Below are 16,604 nucleotides of genomic sequence, written 5' to 3'. Positions count from 1 at the left end.
TCTATGAAAATATTAATTGCAAGTGATTCTTATAAAGGAAGTTTATCTTCTTTAGAAATATCTAAAAGTATTCAAAAAGGATTTAAAGAAGTTTTTGAAGATGTTTCTTTTAAAACGCTATCAATGGCTGATGGAGGAGAAGGAACAACACAAGCTATTGTTGAATCCTTAAATGGTCAATATATAACAATTGACTGTCATAATGCCTTACAAGAGCTTATTCAAGCAAGCTATGGTATCACTAGTCAAGGAGCTATTATTGAAATGGCAAGTGCTTCTGGACTGCCTCTTGTTAAAGAAAAGAAAATTAGAGAAGCAAATACAAAAGGAACTGGTGAACTTATTAAAGATGCACTAGATCGTCATTGTCAAAAAATCTATCTTGGAATTGGTGGTTCAGCTACCAATGATGGTGGGATTGGAATGGCTCATCATTTAGGAATTCGTTTTTTAGATAAAAATCACCAAGTTTTAGAACCTATTCCTGAAAACTTACCTTTCATTGAAGATATTGATACTCATCAACTTGATTCTCGAATAAAAGATACACAAATCATCGTCATGTGTGATGTAACAAATCCACTTTGTGGTAAAACAGGTGCCAGTACTATCTATGGCCCTCAAAAAGGAGCTAATGAAAAGGATATTCAATTTTTAGATCAAGGATTAAAACATCTTGTAGAAATATGTATTAAAAAAGGCTATCAAGATTATAGTGAAGAAACTGGTTCTGGAGCTGCTGGTGGTTTGGGATTTGGTTTAATGACGTTTTTAAATGCTAAACTACAAAGTGGAATTGAAACTGTTTTAGATGTTGTTCATTTTGATGAATACGTCAAAGATTGTGATCTTGTTATTAGCGGTGAAGGACGTATTGATCATCAATCAATGTATGGAAAAGTACCTACTGGAGTGAGTCAAAGAGCAAAAAAATATGGTGTTGACACAGTTTGTATTGTTGTCTCTATTGGAGAAAATGTTGGTGATATTTATAATTATATTACAACGATTGAAAGTTGTATTGATCATTGCTGCTCTTTAGAAAATGCTTTAGAAAACGCCAGTGAAAATGTTTATAAAGCTGCTTTTAGGCTTACAAGAAGTATCCAATTAGGACAAAAGATGCGTCACTAAACGCATCTTTTTTGTTTCATAAAATTCCAAAAAGCAACTCCGATGATAATTATATAACCGATTACACTATAAACATCAGGTACTTGATTTAATAAGAAAAAGCCAAGTACAGCTGCAAAAATAACTTGCGTGTAATCATATATCGATATTTCTTTAGCAGGTGCATATGTATAAGCATTCGTAATTGAAAATTGTCCTCCTGCTGCCATTAATCCTGCCATGAGTAAACAACCAATTTGTTGAAGTGTCATAGGTTGAAAATGAAAAATTAAATAAGGTACAACAGATAAACATGAAAATAATGAGAAAAAGAAAACAATTTTTGCTCCAGCAACACCTTGTTGTCCTAATTTTCTAACACATGTATAAGCAATCCCTGCTCCCATCGCTCCTAAAACTCCAATAAACGAATTGATATTACTTACAAAATGAATAGAAGGTTTAATTACAAATAAACTTCCTATAAAAGCAATCACAACTGTTACTTTTTGAATCGTATTTGCTTTTTCTTTTAAAAATAATGAAGAAAAGATAATAACGAAAAATGGTGATAACTTATTAAGCATAGATGCATCACTTACTAATAAATGATCTACTGCATAAAAATTACATAAGATACCTAACGTTCCAAAAGTAGAACGTAAAAGCAACATCGGTATATCCTTCTTTTGATAGGTAAAACCTTCTTTACTTTTAATTAGAATAATAAATGCAAAAAGTGCTGCAATTAAATTACGAAAAAAACTTTTTTGAATAGATGATAAATCACCTGATAACTTAACAAAAACATTCATACTTGCAAAAAAGAACGCTGCCATTATAATAAATAACATTCCTTTTTTTGTATCGTTCATAAAATACCCCCTTAAAACAAAAGAATAAGGACACTGTCCTTATTCAGTAATTTTAACAACTTGATGTGCTTGAAGACCACGATCTCCTTCAACTAATTCAAACTCAACCTTTTGTCCAGGATCAATTGTTTTAAATCCTTCTTGAACAAGTTGTGAATAGTGGAAGAAAATATCTCTTTCTTCACCTTCCATGTTGATAAATCCAAAACCTTTATCTTTGTTAAAATTCTTTACAATACCAATAGCCATGAACACTTCTTCTCCTTCTTTTTTATCTACTTAATATTCTACATCATATTGCTTATCTAGACAACTACATTATTCTAAAATTAAAACATTTTTCACCAATTTTTTTTCTACAAGTTCTTCTATTAAATCTGTTGGTGAAATAATACGATATTTAAAAACTTGTGTTTGTTTAGAAAGAGTGATATTCATTTTTTTTAATGAACAAACCACCAGCTCACTACAATATAATTCTTGATCACTTGATAAATCCATTTGATAATCATAAGGATAATTTAAATAATCTAAAGCATTTTTCAAAAAATCTTTAATAAAAGTATTCTCTTTTAAAAAACGAAAACATGTCATGGCTTTTAAATATGACTCATTTTTTAAATTAGCCATTTGATCAAAGGTACGTATCTGTACGCCTCCAACATTTGCATCTAAAACAAGTATTTCCTTTTGCGTTTTATACATCTTCACGATTTTTTCATAATATGGAAAAGAAGTATCCAAAAGTTCTTGAACTTGTTTTAGACTTCCTAAATAGATAAGTGTATGTTTCCACCTACCAGGAATCGCAATATTTGAAATATAATGGCTATTTTCAATATTAATAATATCCCCACATTGCAACTTTGAAAAATTTTCTGAAACCTCTTCATAACTAAAATTTTCCTTTTGAGTTGATACCTCGATATCTTTTTTTTGTGTACATCCCACAAGACATAAACATAATATCAAAGCATATATTCTATACACATCATCACCTAGATCATACTTAAACTTACTCTTTTTTTATTTAAATCAACATCTATGACATTGACTTCTACAATATCCCCTATACTTAAAACATCTAATGGATGTTTAATTCTTTGTTTTGACATTTTTGATATATGCACTAAACCATCATTTTTTAAGCCAATATCCACAAAAGCTCCAAAATCAACAACATTTCTAACAGTTCCTTCTAAAACCATTCCTGGTTTTAGGTCTTCTATATGAAGAATATCTTTTTTTAAAAGTGGTGTTTGATATTGATCTCTAATTGAACGATTTGGTTTAATTAAACAATCAATAATATCATCTAATGTATATTGGTCAATTTCTAAAGTTTCTATAACTTCTTTTTTATTAATTTTTAATAATTTATCTTTAAGTTCCACTGTTCCTAAATCAGCTAATGATAATTGACATAAATTTAATAAATCTAAAGCTTGTTGATAATTTTCAGGATGAATAGCAGTAGCATCTAATGGAAGATCACCATCTAAGATACGTAAAAAACCTATTGCTTGTGTATATGTTTTAGCTCCTAATTTTTTTACATTTTTTATTTCATTTCGATTATGAAATTTACCATGTTCATTTCGATATAAAACAATTTGTTGTGCTACACCAGCATTTAATCCTGCAACATATTTAAGTAATGACTTAGAAGCTGTATTGATATCAACACCTACATTATTTACTGTTTTTTCAACAACGAAATCCAATTGTTCTTCTAAATCTTTTTCAGGAATATCATGTTGATATTGTCCAACTGAAATTGCTTTGGGTTCAATTTTAACAAGTTCAGCAAGTGGATCTTGTAAACGTCTTGCAATTGATACTGCAGATCTTTCTTCTACATGATAATCTGGAAATTCTTCTTTAGCAATTTGACTCGCTGAATAAACAGAAGCACCTGCTTCAGAAATAATAGCAAATTCTACATTCAAATGATGTTCTTGAATAAGTTTGGCAATAAAGGCTTCTGATTCTCTTGAAGCAGTTCCATTTCCAATAGCAATAATTTCAATTTTATATTTTGAAATAATATCTAATAAAGTTTTAATATCTTTATCATAATTATCTTTAGGTAAAGTAATAAAGACTTTATCAATGTGTAAGACTTTACCCGTTTGATCAACAACTGCTAATTTACATCCTGTTCGATAAGCAGGATCAACACCTAAGACCATTTTATTTTTTAATGGTGCTTGTAATAAAAGATTTTCTAAATTGACTGAAAAGACTTTTAATGCTTGTTCATTAGCTTTTTCTGTTAATTCTTTTCTTATTTCTCTTTCAATAGAAGGGAATAATAATCTTTGATAACTGTCTTCTACTGCTTTTTGAATATATGGTAAAAGATTTGTTTCTCTGTTTTTTGTAACACCTCTTGTAATGTATTGTAAATAATAATCTTTATCTCCTTCTATATTTACATTGATTACTTTTTCTTTTTCAGCTCGATTGATTGCTAAAATACGATGTGATACTAAAGTTTTTACTTTTTCTTGATAGTTATAATACATTTCATAAACTTTATTTTCATCATCATGTTTTTTCTTTTCACTTGTTTTTAAAATACCACCTTTATATAGCATATCTTTTAAAAACTTACGATATTTAATATCATCAGCAATATCTTCAGCAATAATATCTAAAGCTCCTTGAATGGCATCTTCTACATTTAAAACATCATCATTTAAATATTTTTTAGCTTCTACTAAAATATCTCCTTTATTTAAAGCTAAGATCCATTTAGCTAAAGGTTCTAATCCTTTTGCTTTAGCGGCTGTTGCTTTTGTTTTTCTTTTTTCTTTATAAGGACGATAAAGATCTTCAACTTCACTTAATTGTGTAGCTTTTAAAATATCTGTTTTTAATTTTTCATTTAACATTCCTTTTTCATCAATTAAACGAATAACATCTTCTTTTCTTTTTAATAAATTCACTTGATATTGATAATATTTATCAATTGTACGTATTTGATCTTCATCTAAAGCACCCGTCTTTTCTTTTCGATAACGTGCTATAAAAGGAACTGTATTACCTTCTTCTAATAAAGATAACACTGCTTCAATTTGATGTACTCTTACATTTAATTCTTCACTTATTGTTTTAATAATTTCTTGATTCATATAAACCTCTTTAAATACTTGTATATTCTTTTAACGTATAGATAATATCTTGGTAAATTTCATCACATAAATAATCTTTTAATTCATCAATTGAACACCATTTATAATCCGTATGTTCAAAAGAAATAGAAACATGATCATCATCTGTAGATGCTAAATAACCAATACCTACTGTTTGATAATCCTTTCTTATTTTGGTAAAAGTATATGCTGGTTTAACAACATCGATCGTTAAACCCGTTTCTTCTTTCAATTCTCTTTTTAAAGCTTCATTCGGTGTTTCCCCATATTCTAAACCGCCCCCAGGAAGCTCCCAATATCCTAGTCCATCACTAGATGGTCTAACTCTTTTCATTAATAATACTTTTTGTTTAAAAACAACAATTCCTTTTACTGTAATATGAAATCTTATATTTTCCATTGATATTTCCCCCTATACTGTCTTTATCATAACATTATTTTATCAAATGTGTTTAAAAATTATTATGAAAAATGTATAATATATGCTGAGGTGATTTTAATATGATTAACTTTAAAGAAGAAGTCGAAAAAAGAAAGGAACAGCTTATTCAAGATATTGAAACATTATGTGCAATTCCTTCCGTTTATAATGAAAAAACAATTGGTGAAAACCAACCTTATGGAAGTGAATGTAGACAAGCTCTTGATACTATGTTAGCAATTGGAAAAAGAGATGGTTTTGTTGTACATGATGAAAATGGTTATGCTGGACATATAGATATTGGTGATCAAGAAGAAAGTTTTGGTATTTTAGGTCATTTGGATGTTGTTCCTGTTGATTCAAGAGGATGGGACAGCGATCCATTTAAAGTGGTTCAAGCTAATGGTAAACTTTATGGTAGAGGTGTTGCTGATGATAAAGGACCTTTACTTGCTGGATATTATGCTGCTAAAATCATTCATGATTTAGATTTACCTGTTAAAAAGAAAATTCGTGTTATTTTTGGTTGTGATGAAGAACGTGGATCTTCTTGCGTTGAACATTACTTTACTAAGAATCCATATCCATCTATGGGATTTACTCCTGATGCTGAATTCCCTGTTGTTTATGGTGAAAAAGGAATTGTTCGTTTCCATATAACAGGAAATGTAAAAAAAGATGGATTGATTGCAATGGTAGCTGGTGATCGTGTAAATATTGTTCCTGGTGAATGTGAAGCAATTATCGAAGGGAATCATAAACAATATGAAGAATCATTTAAACAATTTTTAAGTGATCATCATGTAACTGGTATCATTGAAGAAGAAGGAAATTGTACAAAGCTTGTCTTAAAAGGAAAAAGCGCACATGCTTCTTTACCAGAAGAAGGAATTAACGCTGTAAGTTTACTTGCAACTTATTTAGATACTGTTATTAATAATAAACTTGTACATTTTATTGCAACGTATTTAAATGATTATTATGGAAAAGGTTTACAAATTAATCATGAAGGATTAATGGGTAAATTAACAATGAATTTAGGTGTTGTCAAATATGTTAAAGAAGATGCTGATATTGAATTAGACTTACGTTGTCCTCATGAAATTGATTTAAAGAAAATGTGTGATAGTGTAAAAGAATTATGTCAGTCTCTTGGATTAAATTTAGAAAGTGATATTCATGAACCACTTTATATAGATCCAAACAGTGAACTTGTTCAAAAACTTCATAAAGCTTATGTTGAAGTTTCAGATGATACAGAAAGTCAACCACAAGCAATTGGGGGAGGAACTTATGCTAAATCAATGCCAAATTGTGTAGCTTTTGGATGTGAATTCAAAGATGAAGATAACGCAATTCATGGTAACAATGAAAACATAAAGATTGACTCATTATTAAAATCAACAGAAATCTTTGCTAAAGCAATTTATGATTTAATTAAAGAATAGAAATTTCTATTCTTTTTTTATACAAAAAAACTTATCTTTAAAGATAAGCTTATCAACTCTATGGTGCGGCCGACCGGACTTGAACCGGCACGACATAAGCCATAGGTCCCTCAAACCTACGTGTATACCAATTTCACCACGGCCGCATCTAACATATTTAATTTACCACATTTTGAAGATAAAAACAAGACGACTATTTGTTAGTCGTCTTCATTTTTAATAAATCATCTAAGTTATATGGTGTATTTTGATATACATAATAGTTAAGCCAATTTGAAAATAATAAATAGGCATGACTACGCCACTTAACTAAGATTTCATCATTGACATCATCATTTTTATAATAGTTTTTAGGCATTACACAATCCCCACCTTTAGCTAAATCACGATGATATTCCTTATCTAATGTATCTGGATCATATTCTGGATGTCCTGTAACAAAAAATCTTGACCCGTCCTTTTCTGCTACCAAATAAACACCCGCATCGTTTGAAGAAGCTAAAATATCTAATGAATCAATTTTTTCAATATCTTCTTTTTTAACAGAAGTATATCTTGAATGGGGTGCATAAAATTGATAATCAAAACCTCTTAGAATTCTTCTTCTCATCTTTTCTGGATTTGTATGATGATGATAAACACCTGTTAATTTTTCTTTCAATTGATATTTTTCAACACCATAATAATAATATAAAGATGCTTGAGAAGCCCAACAAATAAAGAATGAAGAAAAGACATTTGTATTGGCCCAATCAAAAATCTTTGTAAGTTCATCCCAATAATCTACATCCTCAAATTTTAATTTTTCAACAGGAGCACCTGTTACAATTAAACCATCATACTTATTATCTTTAATTTCATTAAAGGTTTTATAAAATTCCATTAAATGTTCTTGTGGTGTATTTTTAGAATTATGACTTTCCATACATAACCAATCTACTTCAATTTGTAAAGGTGTATTAGAAAGCAATCTTAATAGCTGTGTTTCTGTCACGATTTTAGTTGGCATAATATTAACAATAATTAATTTTAATGGACGAATTCTTTGTGATAAAGCTCTTGTTTCATCCATAACAAAGATATTTTCTTCTTTTAATATTTTACTTGCTGGTAAATCATTTGGTATTTTTATTGGCATATGTAACTTCCTCTCTATGAAAATGAAATAAATTCATTGAATATTTTTAATATATAAGCATCTGACATTCCTGATAAATAATCTATAATACTTTTAGCCATTGCATTTTTATCGTGTTCAAAATCATAAATAATATGATTTTGATATAATGGATTTCTATTAAAATACTTCATTTGACTATACTTTTCTAACCAATGCATATATCCTTGAATAGTTACAGGATATTTTTTTTGATCTTTCTTTAAAGCTTCTAAAACATTTATTTGTTTATCATTTGCTATCTTATCATATTTATATAAAAATTGAAAAATAGAATTTAAAATAAGTTGTACATAATTTGTGTGGACTTCTATACGATCAATTAGATAAATATTTTGATAATTGAATTTCATAATATACTTCATGACTTCAAAAGCTTCATCTGATAAGCATATTCCTTTCTCTATAGAAGAATTTTGACAAACATCTAATATAAAATAATTAACAATTGTTCCATTATTAATAGCATCAAAATGAGAGTTTGTTAATTGATTTAGATGATTTCTTAAATCTTCTACAAGCTGTTCATCAATAATATTTAATCGTAAAGCATCTTCAATATCCCTAGCAAGATAAGCAATTTTATCTGACATTTTAACAACACAGCCTTCCCAAGTATAAGGATTGTATTGCCCAGGATATAAATAATCTTTTAAATCAATAGATTCATTCCTTTTAATAATTGCTTTTTGATTCATTTCTCCACAATGAGAAATAATTCCATCTCTTACAGCATACGTTAAATTTAAATTTCTACGAACATGATGATCATCTTCCAAAGTTTCAATTTGATCTACAAAATATAAACTATTTTTTTCATGCCAAAAATCTTGTAGACCATGTTCTTTAGAAATCTGATTAATGATCTTTTCTCCACCATGTCCAAAAGGTGCATGTCCTAAATCATGTCCAACAGCAATTGCTCTTGTAAGTTCTGTATTTAATCCTAAATAATGAGCAATGGTATAACTTACTGAATCTACAAGATTTACATGCTCACTTCTTGTACAAACATGATCATCTTCAACTGCAAAAAAAACTTGTGTCTTATGTTTCAATCTACGATAAGCAAGAGAAAAAATAATACGATTATAATCTCTAGAAAAAGGACTTCTTAAATCATTTTTTCTTTGATAAAGTGCTTCATTTCTTGAAATTGCTTGTTGATATTGAGGATGATTTTCATACATTGCTTCTTTTAAAAAACTATTTTTTGACATTTTTTATACCTCGCTTTTTTATTATATAAAAATTAAAAAAAAAGATAAAGAAAAAGATTATCTTTCGATAATCTTTTAGAATTTTAAGAATCTTCTCATTGAAACAAAACTTCCAATTAAACCTACTCCAGCACCTAAGCCAGCTAAAATAAATGAGAAATCTCTAATAAATGGCATTGGGGCTTTTAATACAAGCATTGATGACATTAATGAACCACCTGTATAGTTATATAACGCTCCATAACCATAAACAAGAACAAGAATTGGAATAATTGCTCCAAACAATCCAATGAGCATACCTTCTAACATAAATGGAATACGAATGTACCAGTTACTTGCTCCAACCATTCTCATAATTGAAATTTCAGTAGATCTTGCTGTAATTGTAATTTTAATTGTATTAGATATCATGAATAAGGCGACAATAACTAAACCAACAATAAAAACTGATCCAGCTTTTTGTATTGTATTCAATGTTGTGACCATACTTTGTGTAGAATCACCACCATAATTAACAGAATTCACATTAGGAATATCTTGAATTTTTTTAGCTAAACTTGCAAGTTTTGTTGGATCTTTTGCTTCTACTTCATAAGCAGAACCTAAAGGATTATCTTCACGATAAGACTCAAATAACTCCTTACCATCTTTACCTTGTTTATCGATAAGTTTATTCAACTCTTCATCTTTTGATGAATATGTAACAGATTCAACACCTTTAAGTTTTTTGATTTGATTTCCTACTTCTTTTTCAGCATTTTCATCAATCGATCTTTCTAATTTAACATAAATACGCACACCATCTTCAATATTTGCTGAAATATCTTGAACATTAAGTGCTAAAACACTAATAACACCAATAAGTAATAAAGTAATTGTTACAGCAAAAATTGAAGAAAAAGACATTGCACCATTTCTCCATAAATTAACCAATGATTCTTTAAAATGTTTTGGTAAATTTTTTATACAACTTATTAATTCTTTCATTATAAATCATATCCTCCTAAAGATGTATCAGCATTAATGCAACCATCTTCCATTAAAATTGTACGTTTTTTATGTTCTTGTACAATCTTTTGATCATGAGTTACAACTAACACAGTTGTCCCTTGTTCTTCATTAATACGCATTAATACATTAATAATTTCTTTTGAAGTTTCTGGATCCAAGTTTCCTGTTGGTTCATCAGCAATTAAAACTTTTGGACGATTTACAATTGCTCTAGCAATTGCAACTCTTTGTTGTTGACCACCTGATAATTCATGAGGGAAAGCATTGACCTTATCTTCCAAACCAACAAGCTCTAATGTTGCTCTTACACGTCTTCTAATTTCTACACGTGGTGTATCAATAACTTCTAAGGCATAGGCAACATTTTCAAAAACTGTTTTTTTAGGTAATAATCTAAAATTTTGAAAAACAACACCTATATTTCTTCTAAAATAAGGTACTTTACTATTTTTAATTTTTGAAACATCTTGTCCTACAACTTCAACTTTTCCTGAAGTTGGTTTTTCTTCACGATATAATAACTTAATAAAAGTAGATTTTCCTGCACCAGTTGTACCGATAACATATACAAATTCTCCAGGTTCAATTGTAAGATTTACATCATTAAGTGCCCTTACTCCTGTTTTATAAATTTTTGTAACATTTGTTAGTTTTATCATTTCTATTCAGCTCCCAGGAGTATTATAGCACAATTTGTAAGTTTTGTTTGAATATTAAGTCTATTAATTATGTTTTTTCATGTTATAATATGTTTATTGAAGGAGTGGCTAAATGAAAAGAATATGCCCTAGATGCAATAATGAACTATCTACCAATTGTTATGTAAAAGACAAAGGAATCAATACTTTAAGCTATCTAGAATTAATTATAAAAAAAGATCAATTCAATAAAGAACATAAAGAAATTAAATCATGTTACTGTCCTAAATGTGGTTATGTAGAACTTTATGTTGATGTCGATCATCAAAATCAACATTTAAAAAAGGATGATGATTTAAATTCTTTAAGACAAACTGTAAGGCAATATGCGATTGATTATCATCAACACATAGAATTAGAAAGAAAAAAGACTGAAGAAAAAGAAATTCTAGATAAAAAAAGAAAACTTGAATCTCTTATTTATCAATCACATATACAAAACGATAAAAAAAGAAAACGTAAAAAAACTTTACGTAAAACACATTTACTAAAAAAAGTGCTAAGAAAATAGCACTTTTTTTTATAAATCTATATTAGGTAATGTAAATCCTCTTCCTCTTACATTATGTGTCTCATTTGTAATAATAAATGCTGCCTCATCAATTTTTAAAATTTCATTGGTAAGTGTCACTAATTCTCGGCGGCTGACAACAGACATCACCGCATACATATCTTGTTTTTTATAACCTGTGGTAATATTCATAAGCGTGCATCCTCGATCTATTTGATCATAAAGCATACTTTGAACCTCATTCCATTTTGGTGAAATGACCAATACTTGAATTTTAGATTCACCTAATAAAATCATTTTATCCATGACCAAAGCAGTAATCAAAACAACTAAAATACCATAAAGAATTTGTTCAACATTTGAAAAAGGAACTTGTAAAGCTAGGATAATACAATCAAAGCCATTAATAAGTACAGTCGTAGAAATACCTGTTTTTTTATTTAGAACTAATGGTGGTATATCCATTCCTCCGGTACTTGCTCCTATTCTTAAAACAAGTCCTAATCCTCCACCTACAAAAATTCCTGCATAAACAGAGGATAAGAGTAAATCATTTGTAAGATGTGTAACCCCCGGAGTATTTTCAAATATTGTTAAAAATGTTGGGAAAATAATTGTACTTAATAATGTTTTAGCTGCAAAAGATTTTCCTAGAAAAAAATAGCCTGCAATAAACATAATAATATTGATTACATAAACAACAAGCGATAAAGGAATTCCTGTTATTTGTTTGACAATTAATCCTAACCCAGAAGCGCCACCAACAATAATCCCGTGAGGGGTAATGAAAGCACAAATTCCAAATGCTAGAATAGCATTACCAATAACAATCACAGCAATTTCTAAACATTTTTTTAAAAATTTATTCTTCATGACCACCCTCCTGTATACGAGATTTCAAATATGCATAAATAAAATCATCTAAGTTTCCATCTAAAACATCTTTAGGATTATTAGACTCATATAATGAACGATTATCTTTTACTAAAGAATATGGATGTAAAACATAAGAACGAATTTGTGAACCCCAAGCAATTTCCTTCTGCTCACCTTGTATTTCTTTTAATTCTTTTGCTTGTTTTTCTTCCATTAAAGCAAATAACTTACTTTTTAACATCATCATCGCTTGTTCTCTATTTTGAATTTGGCTTCTTTGACTTTGACAAGTAACGACTGTTCCTGTAGGAATATGGGTAATCCTAACTGCTGAATCTGTTTTATTAATATGTTGTCCACCTGCTCCACTTGCACGATAAGTATCAATTCTTAAATCTTCTGGTTTAATGTCAATTTCAATTGTATCATCTAATTCAGGAATAACATCAATGGATGCAAATGAAGTATGACGTCTTTTGGAAGAATCAAATGGAGATATTCTAACAAGTCGATGAACACCTTTTTCAGCCTTTAAATGTCCATAAGCATATTTTCCTTTAACCAAGAAAGTAACTGATTTAATACCTGCAACATCTCCATCTAAATAATCTAAAACTTCTATTTTAAAATCTTTCGATGAACAATATCTTTGGTACATACGATACAACATTTCTGCCCAATCTTGGCTTTCTGTACCTCCTGCACCTGGATGAATTTCTACGATGGCATTAGCACTATCATACTTTCCAGATAAAAGTAAAATTTTTTCAAATTCACTCATTCTTTGTTCAAAATCTTGATAATCACTTTCTAAAATAGTTTGAAATTCTTGATCATCCGTTTCTTTAACTAATGTATATGTTTCATCTAATGAATTTAATGATTGACAAAGATTTTCATATTCATCAGTAATTTTTTTCATATCATTTAATTCGTCATAGATCTTTTTAGCTTTTGTTGGATCATCCCAAAAGCCATCTTGCATTGTTTGATATGAAAGACCTTCTATTTCTCTTAATTTTTCATCAATTTGTGCAGATTTTCTATATTCGTCTATTAATAAATGGGCTTTATCAAGCCCATTTTTTATTTCATATAATTCCATTATTTAAATTCTACTTCTAATTTTAAATGAGGAATATTTTCTTCTGCTGAACTACCAGGACGAATACCCATATGCACAATATTTTTAGAAATCATATCAACAATAGAAAGTTTCATTTGTTCAAACATATAGAACGCTTCTTCTGTATATTCAGAAAGTGGATTCTTTTGTGCATACGCACGTAAATAAATACCATTTCTAAGTTTAGTCATTGCATCAATATGATTGATCCAAGTATAATCAATAACTCCTAATAAAACACTTCTTTCATAATTAACGATTTTTGCATGATCAATATCTTTATTTAATCTCATTTGATATTGAGAGAAGCAAATTTCTGTTAAAGTTTCTAATAATTTCTTAGGATCATTTTTAACAACATCTTTATTCTTAGCATCAATTTCAGCAAGTAACATATAATTTTTAGCTACAAAATCTAAAACAGCATCCACATCAACTTCATCATGTTTACCATGAGTTGTACATCTATTGATTGTCATTTCAATTGCTTGATTGAACATACCTTTGATAATATCATCTAAATTATCTAATGACATGATTTCATCACGTTCTTTATACATAATTTCACGTTGTTGTCTCATAACATCATCATATTCAAGAATATGTTTACGTGAATCAAAGTTTTGACCTTCAACACGTTTTTGTGCATTTTCGATAGCTTTTGAAACCATTTTATTTTCAATAGCCATATCATCATCTAAATAATTACTAAATGATTGTAATTTTTCACCAGCAAATCTTTGCATTAATTCATCATCAAACGAAACATAGAATACAGAATATCCTGGGTCACCTTGACGTCCAGAACGTCCACGTAACTGATTATCAATACGTCTAGATTCATGTCTTTCAGAACCAATAACTGCTAAACCACCAATTTCAGGTACACCTTTACCAAGTTTAATGTCAGTACCACGACCAGCCATGTTTGTAGCGATTGTCACCGCACCTTTTTGACCTGCTCTTGCAATGATTTCAGCTTCTTTAGCATGGTTTTTCGCATTTAATGTATTATGTTTAATTCCTCTTTTATCTAACATTTTTGATAAAATTTCTGAAGTTTCAACCGATACAGTCCCAATTAGAATTGGTTGACCATAAGCATGTCTTGCAACAACTTCATCACATAATGCTTTAAATTTATTTGTTTTTGTAGAATAGATCTTATCATTACGGTCATCACGAATAACCGGTTTATTTGTTGGAATTTCAATAACACGCATGTTATAGATCATCATAAATTCTTCTTCTTCTGTTTTTGCAGTACCAGTCATCCCTGCTAATTTATTAAATAGTCTGAAGAAATTTTGATATGTGATTGTTGCTCTTGTTTCTGTTTCTTCTTTAATTGGAACACCTTCTTTAGCTTCAATTGCTTGATGTAACCCATCAGAATAAGCACGACCTGGCATAACACGTCCAGTAAATTGATCAATGATCATGATTTTTGCATTACGAATATCTCTTGTACCATCATCTGTCGCAATCATATATTCAACATCACGAGTCATCGCATAGTTTGCTTTTAATGCTTGATTGATATGATGAACTAATGAAGTATGTTGAATATCATATAAGTTATCAATCTTAAATCCTTTTTCTGCTTTTTCGATTCCTTTTGGAGTTAATGAAACAGTTTTTGTTTCAATATCAACTTCATAATCTTTTTCAGCAATTAATGATTTAACAAAACGATCTGCTTGTAAATATAAAGCAGCTGTATTTTTCTTACCACCTGAAATAATCAATGGTGTTCTTGATTCATCAATTAAAATAGAGTCAACTTCGTCGATCAAAGCATAGTTAAGTCCTTTAACTAATACTTTATCTTCCATTGAAGTAACCATATTATCTCTTAAATAGTCAAAACCTAATTCAGCATTTGTTGTATAAGTAACATCACAACCATGTGCTTCTTGTTTTTGTTGAGGTGTTAATTCTCTTTTATTTAATCCAACTGTTAATCCTAAAAATTCTAATACTTTACCATTATTTCTAGCATCACGTTCAGCCAAATAGTCATTAACAGTAATAACATGAACTCCTTTTCCAGTTAATGCATTTAAATAAACTGGGAAAATAGAAGTTAATGTTTTACCTTCACCTGTTTTCATTTCAGCAATATCACCATTATGTAATGCAATACCACCCATTAATTGAACTTTAAAAGCTTTTAAATGAATTTGACGCCATGCAGCTTCTCTTGCAACTGCAAAAGCATCAACTAAAATATCATCTAATTCACTACCGCTATTTAATTTTTCTTTTAATACATTTGTTTGATTTGCTAATTCTTCATCAGACAAAGCACTATACTTATCTTCTAAAGAAATAATTTCTTGAGCAATCTTATCTAATTTTTTAAGTTGTTTTCTTTCATCATCGAAAACACCTTTAATTTTTGAAACAAAGCCTTTTTTTGTTTTTTGAGGTGTTGTAGAAAATGGAATAACTTCTCCATTATATTCTTCATTTTTAAAATCTTCTACATGTATATCTTCACCTTGTTGATCTTGTAAATCAACAATATTTTTAGCTGCTTCAACATCGATTCCTAATTTAGCGTTTTTCTTTTTAATTTCTTTTCTTATTTCTTGCTTTCTACTAGCCATACATACACGCTCCTTTTACGCTTGTAATCAAGTTTAATTATATCAAATAATTGTGATTATTAAAAGCAAAATTTAAATATCCCTACTTAAAATAAAAATCTAGAGATTATCTCTAGATTTTTACGACATGTTTTGCCTGCATACCGCGTTCGCTTTGATATAATTCAAACTCAACTAATTCGCCTTCATTAAGTGTTTTATATCCATTTTGAACAATTTGGCTATAATGAACAAAGACATCTTTTCCTTCTCCTCGATCAATAAATCCAAATCCCTTTTCGGCATTAAACCATTTGACTCTTCCTTGCACTTTCATCATCCTTTCCTTGTCTATTTCAGTATATTTAATATTTTATAA

Annotated in this window: 16 protein-coding genes and 1 tRNA gene; 3 read left to right on the top strand and 14 right to left on the bottom strand. The window is 29.1% G+C overall.

Going from position 1 to position 16,604, the window contains the following annotated elements; translation table 11 throughout:
• Positions 1-3: 3 nt before the first annotated feature.
• On the top strand, positions 4-1,134 hold the full coding sequence (locus tag C7U54_RS00470) for a glycerate kinase family protein (RefSeq protein WP_107028905.1): 1,131 nt from the start codon (positions 4-6) through the stop codon (positions 1,132-1,134).
• Here the strand turns inward: C7U54_RS00470 and C7U54_RS00465 are convergent.
• The 5 genes from C7U54_RS00465 to C7U54_RS00445 form a co-directional block, all read right to left on the bottom strand.
• Positions 1,131-1,988 carry a DMT family transporter gene (locus C7U54_RS00465; protein ID WP_107028904.1) on the bottom strand — a complete coding sequence of 286 codons (858 nt, stop codon included), beginning with the start codon at positions 1,986-1,988 and terminating at the stop codon, positions 1,131-1,133. The two genes, C7U54_RS00470 and C7U54_RS00465, sit on opposite strands and share 4 nt — an antisense overlap.
• A gap of 39 nt (positions 1,989-2,027) precedes the next feature.
• Entirely contained in the window at positions 2,028-2,237 is a 210-nt protein-coding gene (locus C7U54_RS00460) for a cold-shock protein (protein ID WP_022002898.1), read from the bottom strand.
• 69 nt (positions 2,238-2,306) lie between these two features.
• Complete coding sequence (locus tag C7U54_RS00455) at positions 2,307-2,978, bottom strand: YiiX/YebB-like N1pC/P60 family cysteine hydrolase (protein ID WP_022002899.1); 672 nt, start codon at positions 2,976-2,978, stop codon at positions 2,307-2,309.
• Between the two features lie 8 nt (positions 2,979-2,986).
• Positions 2,987-5,125: a Tex family protein gene (locus C7U54_RS00450; RefSeq protein WP_107028903.1), complete on the bottom strand. Its 2,139-nt coding sequence runs from the start codon at positions 5,123-5,125 to the stop codon at positions 2,987-2,989.
• Positions 5,126-5,135: 10 nt separating this feature from the next.
• Positions 5,136-5,546, bottom strand: coding sequence for an NUDIX hydrolase (locus C7U54_RS00445; RefSeq protein ID WP_022002901.1), 411 nt, complete (start codon positions 5,544-5,546; stop codon positions 5,136-5,138).
• Between the two features lie 101 nt (positions 5,547-5,647).
• Between C7U54_RS00445 and pepV the strand changes: the two genes are divergently transcribed.
• The gene (gene pepV, locus C7U54_RS00440) at positions 5,648-7,015 is read left to right on the top strand and encodes a dipeptidase PepV (RefSeq protein WP_107028902.1); all 1,368 of its coding nucleotides are present in this window, start codon (positions 5,648-5,650) and stop codon (positions 7,013-7,015) included.
• Between the two features lie 61 nt (positions 7,016-7,076).
• On the opposite strand, the gene C7U54_RS00435 is transcribed toward pepV, so the two are convergent.
• The 5 genes from C7U54_RS00435 to ftsE form a co-directional block, all read right to left on the bottom strand.
• Positions 7,077-7,161: transfer RNA gene (locus tag C7U54_RS00435), tRNA-Leu, on the bottom strand.
• A 47-nt stretch (positions 7,162-7,208) separates the two neighbouring features.
• Positions 7,209-8,153, bottom strand: coding sequence for a homoserine O-acetyltransferase MetA (metA, locus tag C7U54_RS00430; RefSeq protein WP_107028901.1), 945 nt, complete (start codon positions 8,151-8,153; stop codon positions 7,209-7,211).
• Between the two features lie 14 nt (positions 8,154-8,167).
• A complete protein-coding gene (locus C7U54_RS00425; RefSeq protein ID WP_107028900.1) occupies positions 8,168-9,412 on the bottom strand; it encodes a deoxyguanosinetriphosphate triphosphohydrolase family protein in 1,245 nt (414 codons plus the stop codon).
• Positions 9,413-9,487: 75 nt separating this feature from the next.
• Entirely contained in the window at positions 9,488-10,399 is a 912-nt protein-coding gene (gene ftsX, locus C7U54_RS00420) for a permease-like cell division protein FtsX (protein WP_107028899.1), read from the bottom strand.
• Positions 10,399-11,082, bottom strand: coding sequence for a cell division ATP-binding protein FtsE (ftsE, locus tag C7U54_RS00415; RefSeq protein WP_022002906.1), 684 nt, complete (start codon positions 11,080-11,082; stop codon positions 10,399-10,401). Before ftsE ends, ftsX begins: the two co-directional genes overlap by 1 nt.
• A 112-nt stretch (positions 11,083-11,194) precedes the next feature.
• Here ftsE and C7U54_RS14785 point away from each other — a divergent pair, with 112 nt between their 5' ends.
• On the top strand, positions 11,195-11,632 hold the full coding sequence (locus C7U54_RS14785; RefSeq protein WP_022002907.1) for a hypothetical protein: 438 nt from the start codon (positions 11,195-11,197) through the stop codon (positions 11,630-11,632).
• A gap of 9 nt (positions 11,633-11,641) precedes the next feature.
• Here C7U54_RS14785 and C7U54_RS00405 read toward each other — a convergent pair whose 3' ends face one another.
• The 4 genes from C7U54_RS00405 to C7U54_RS00390 all read right to left on the bottom strand — a co-directional run bounded on the left by C7U54_RS00405 (position 11,642) and on the right by C7U54_RS00390 (position 16,556).
• A complete protein-coding gene (locus C7U54_RS00405; protein ID WP_022002908.1) occupies positions 11,642-12,505 on the bottom strand; it encodes a YitT family protein in 864 nt (287 codons plus the stop codon).
• Positions 12,495-13,613: a peptide chain release factor 2 gene (gene prfB, locus C7U54_RS00400; protein WP_022002909.1), complete on the bottom strand. Its 1,119-nt coding sequence runs from the start codon at positions 13,611-13,613 to the stop codon at positions 12,495-12,497. Before prfB ends, C7U54_RS00405 begins: the two co-directional genes overlap by 11 nt.
• Complete coding sequence (gene secA / locus C7U54_RS00395) at positions 13,613-16,246, bottom strand: preprotein translocase subunit SecA (RefSeq protein ID WP_107028898.1); 2,634 nt, start codon at positions 16,244-16,246, stop codon at positions 13,613-13,615. The genes prfB and secA overlap by 1 nt, the downstream gene beginning before the upstream one ends.
• Positions 16,247-16,358: 112 nt before the next feature.
• A complete protein-coding gene (locus tag C7U54_RS00390; protein ID WP_032090560.1) occupies positions 16,359-16,556 on the bottom strand; it encodes a cold-shock protein in 198 nt (65 codons plus the stop codon).
• Positions 16,557-16,604 lie beyond the last annotated feature (48 nt).

Origin of the sequence: Faecalibacillus intestinalis (genome assembly GCF_003024685.1) — a bacterium.
In the GTDB taxonomy this organism is placed as follows: domain Bacteria; phylum Bacillota_I; class Bacilli_A; order Erysipelotrichales; family Coprobacillaceae; genus Faecalibacillus; species Faecalibacillus intestinalis.
This window is presented reverse-complemented; position numbering and strand designations above follow the sequence as displayed.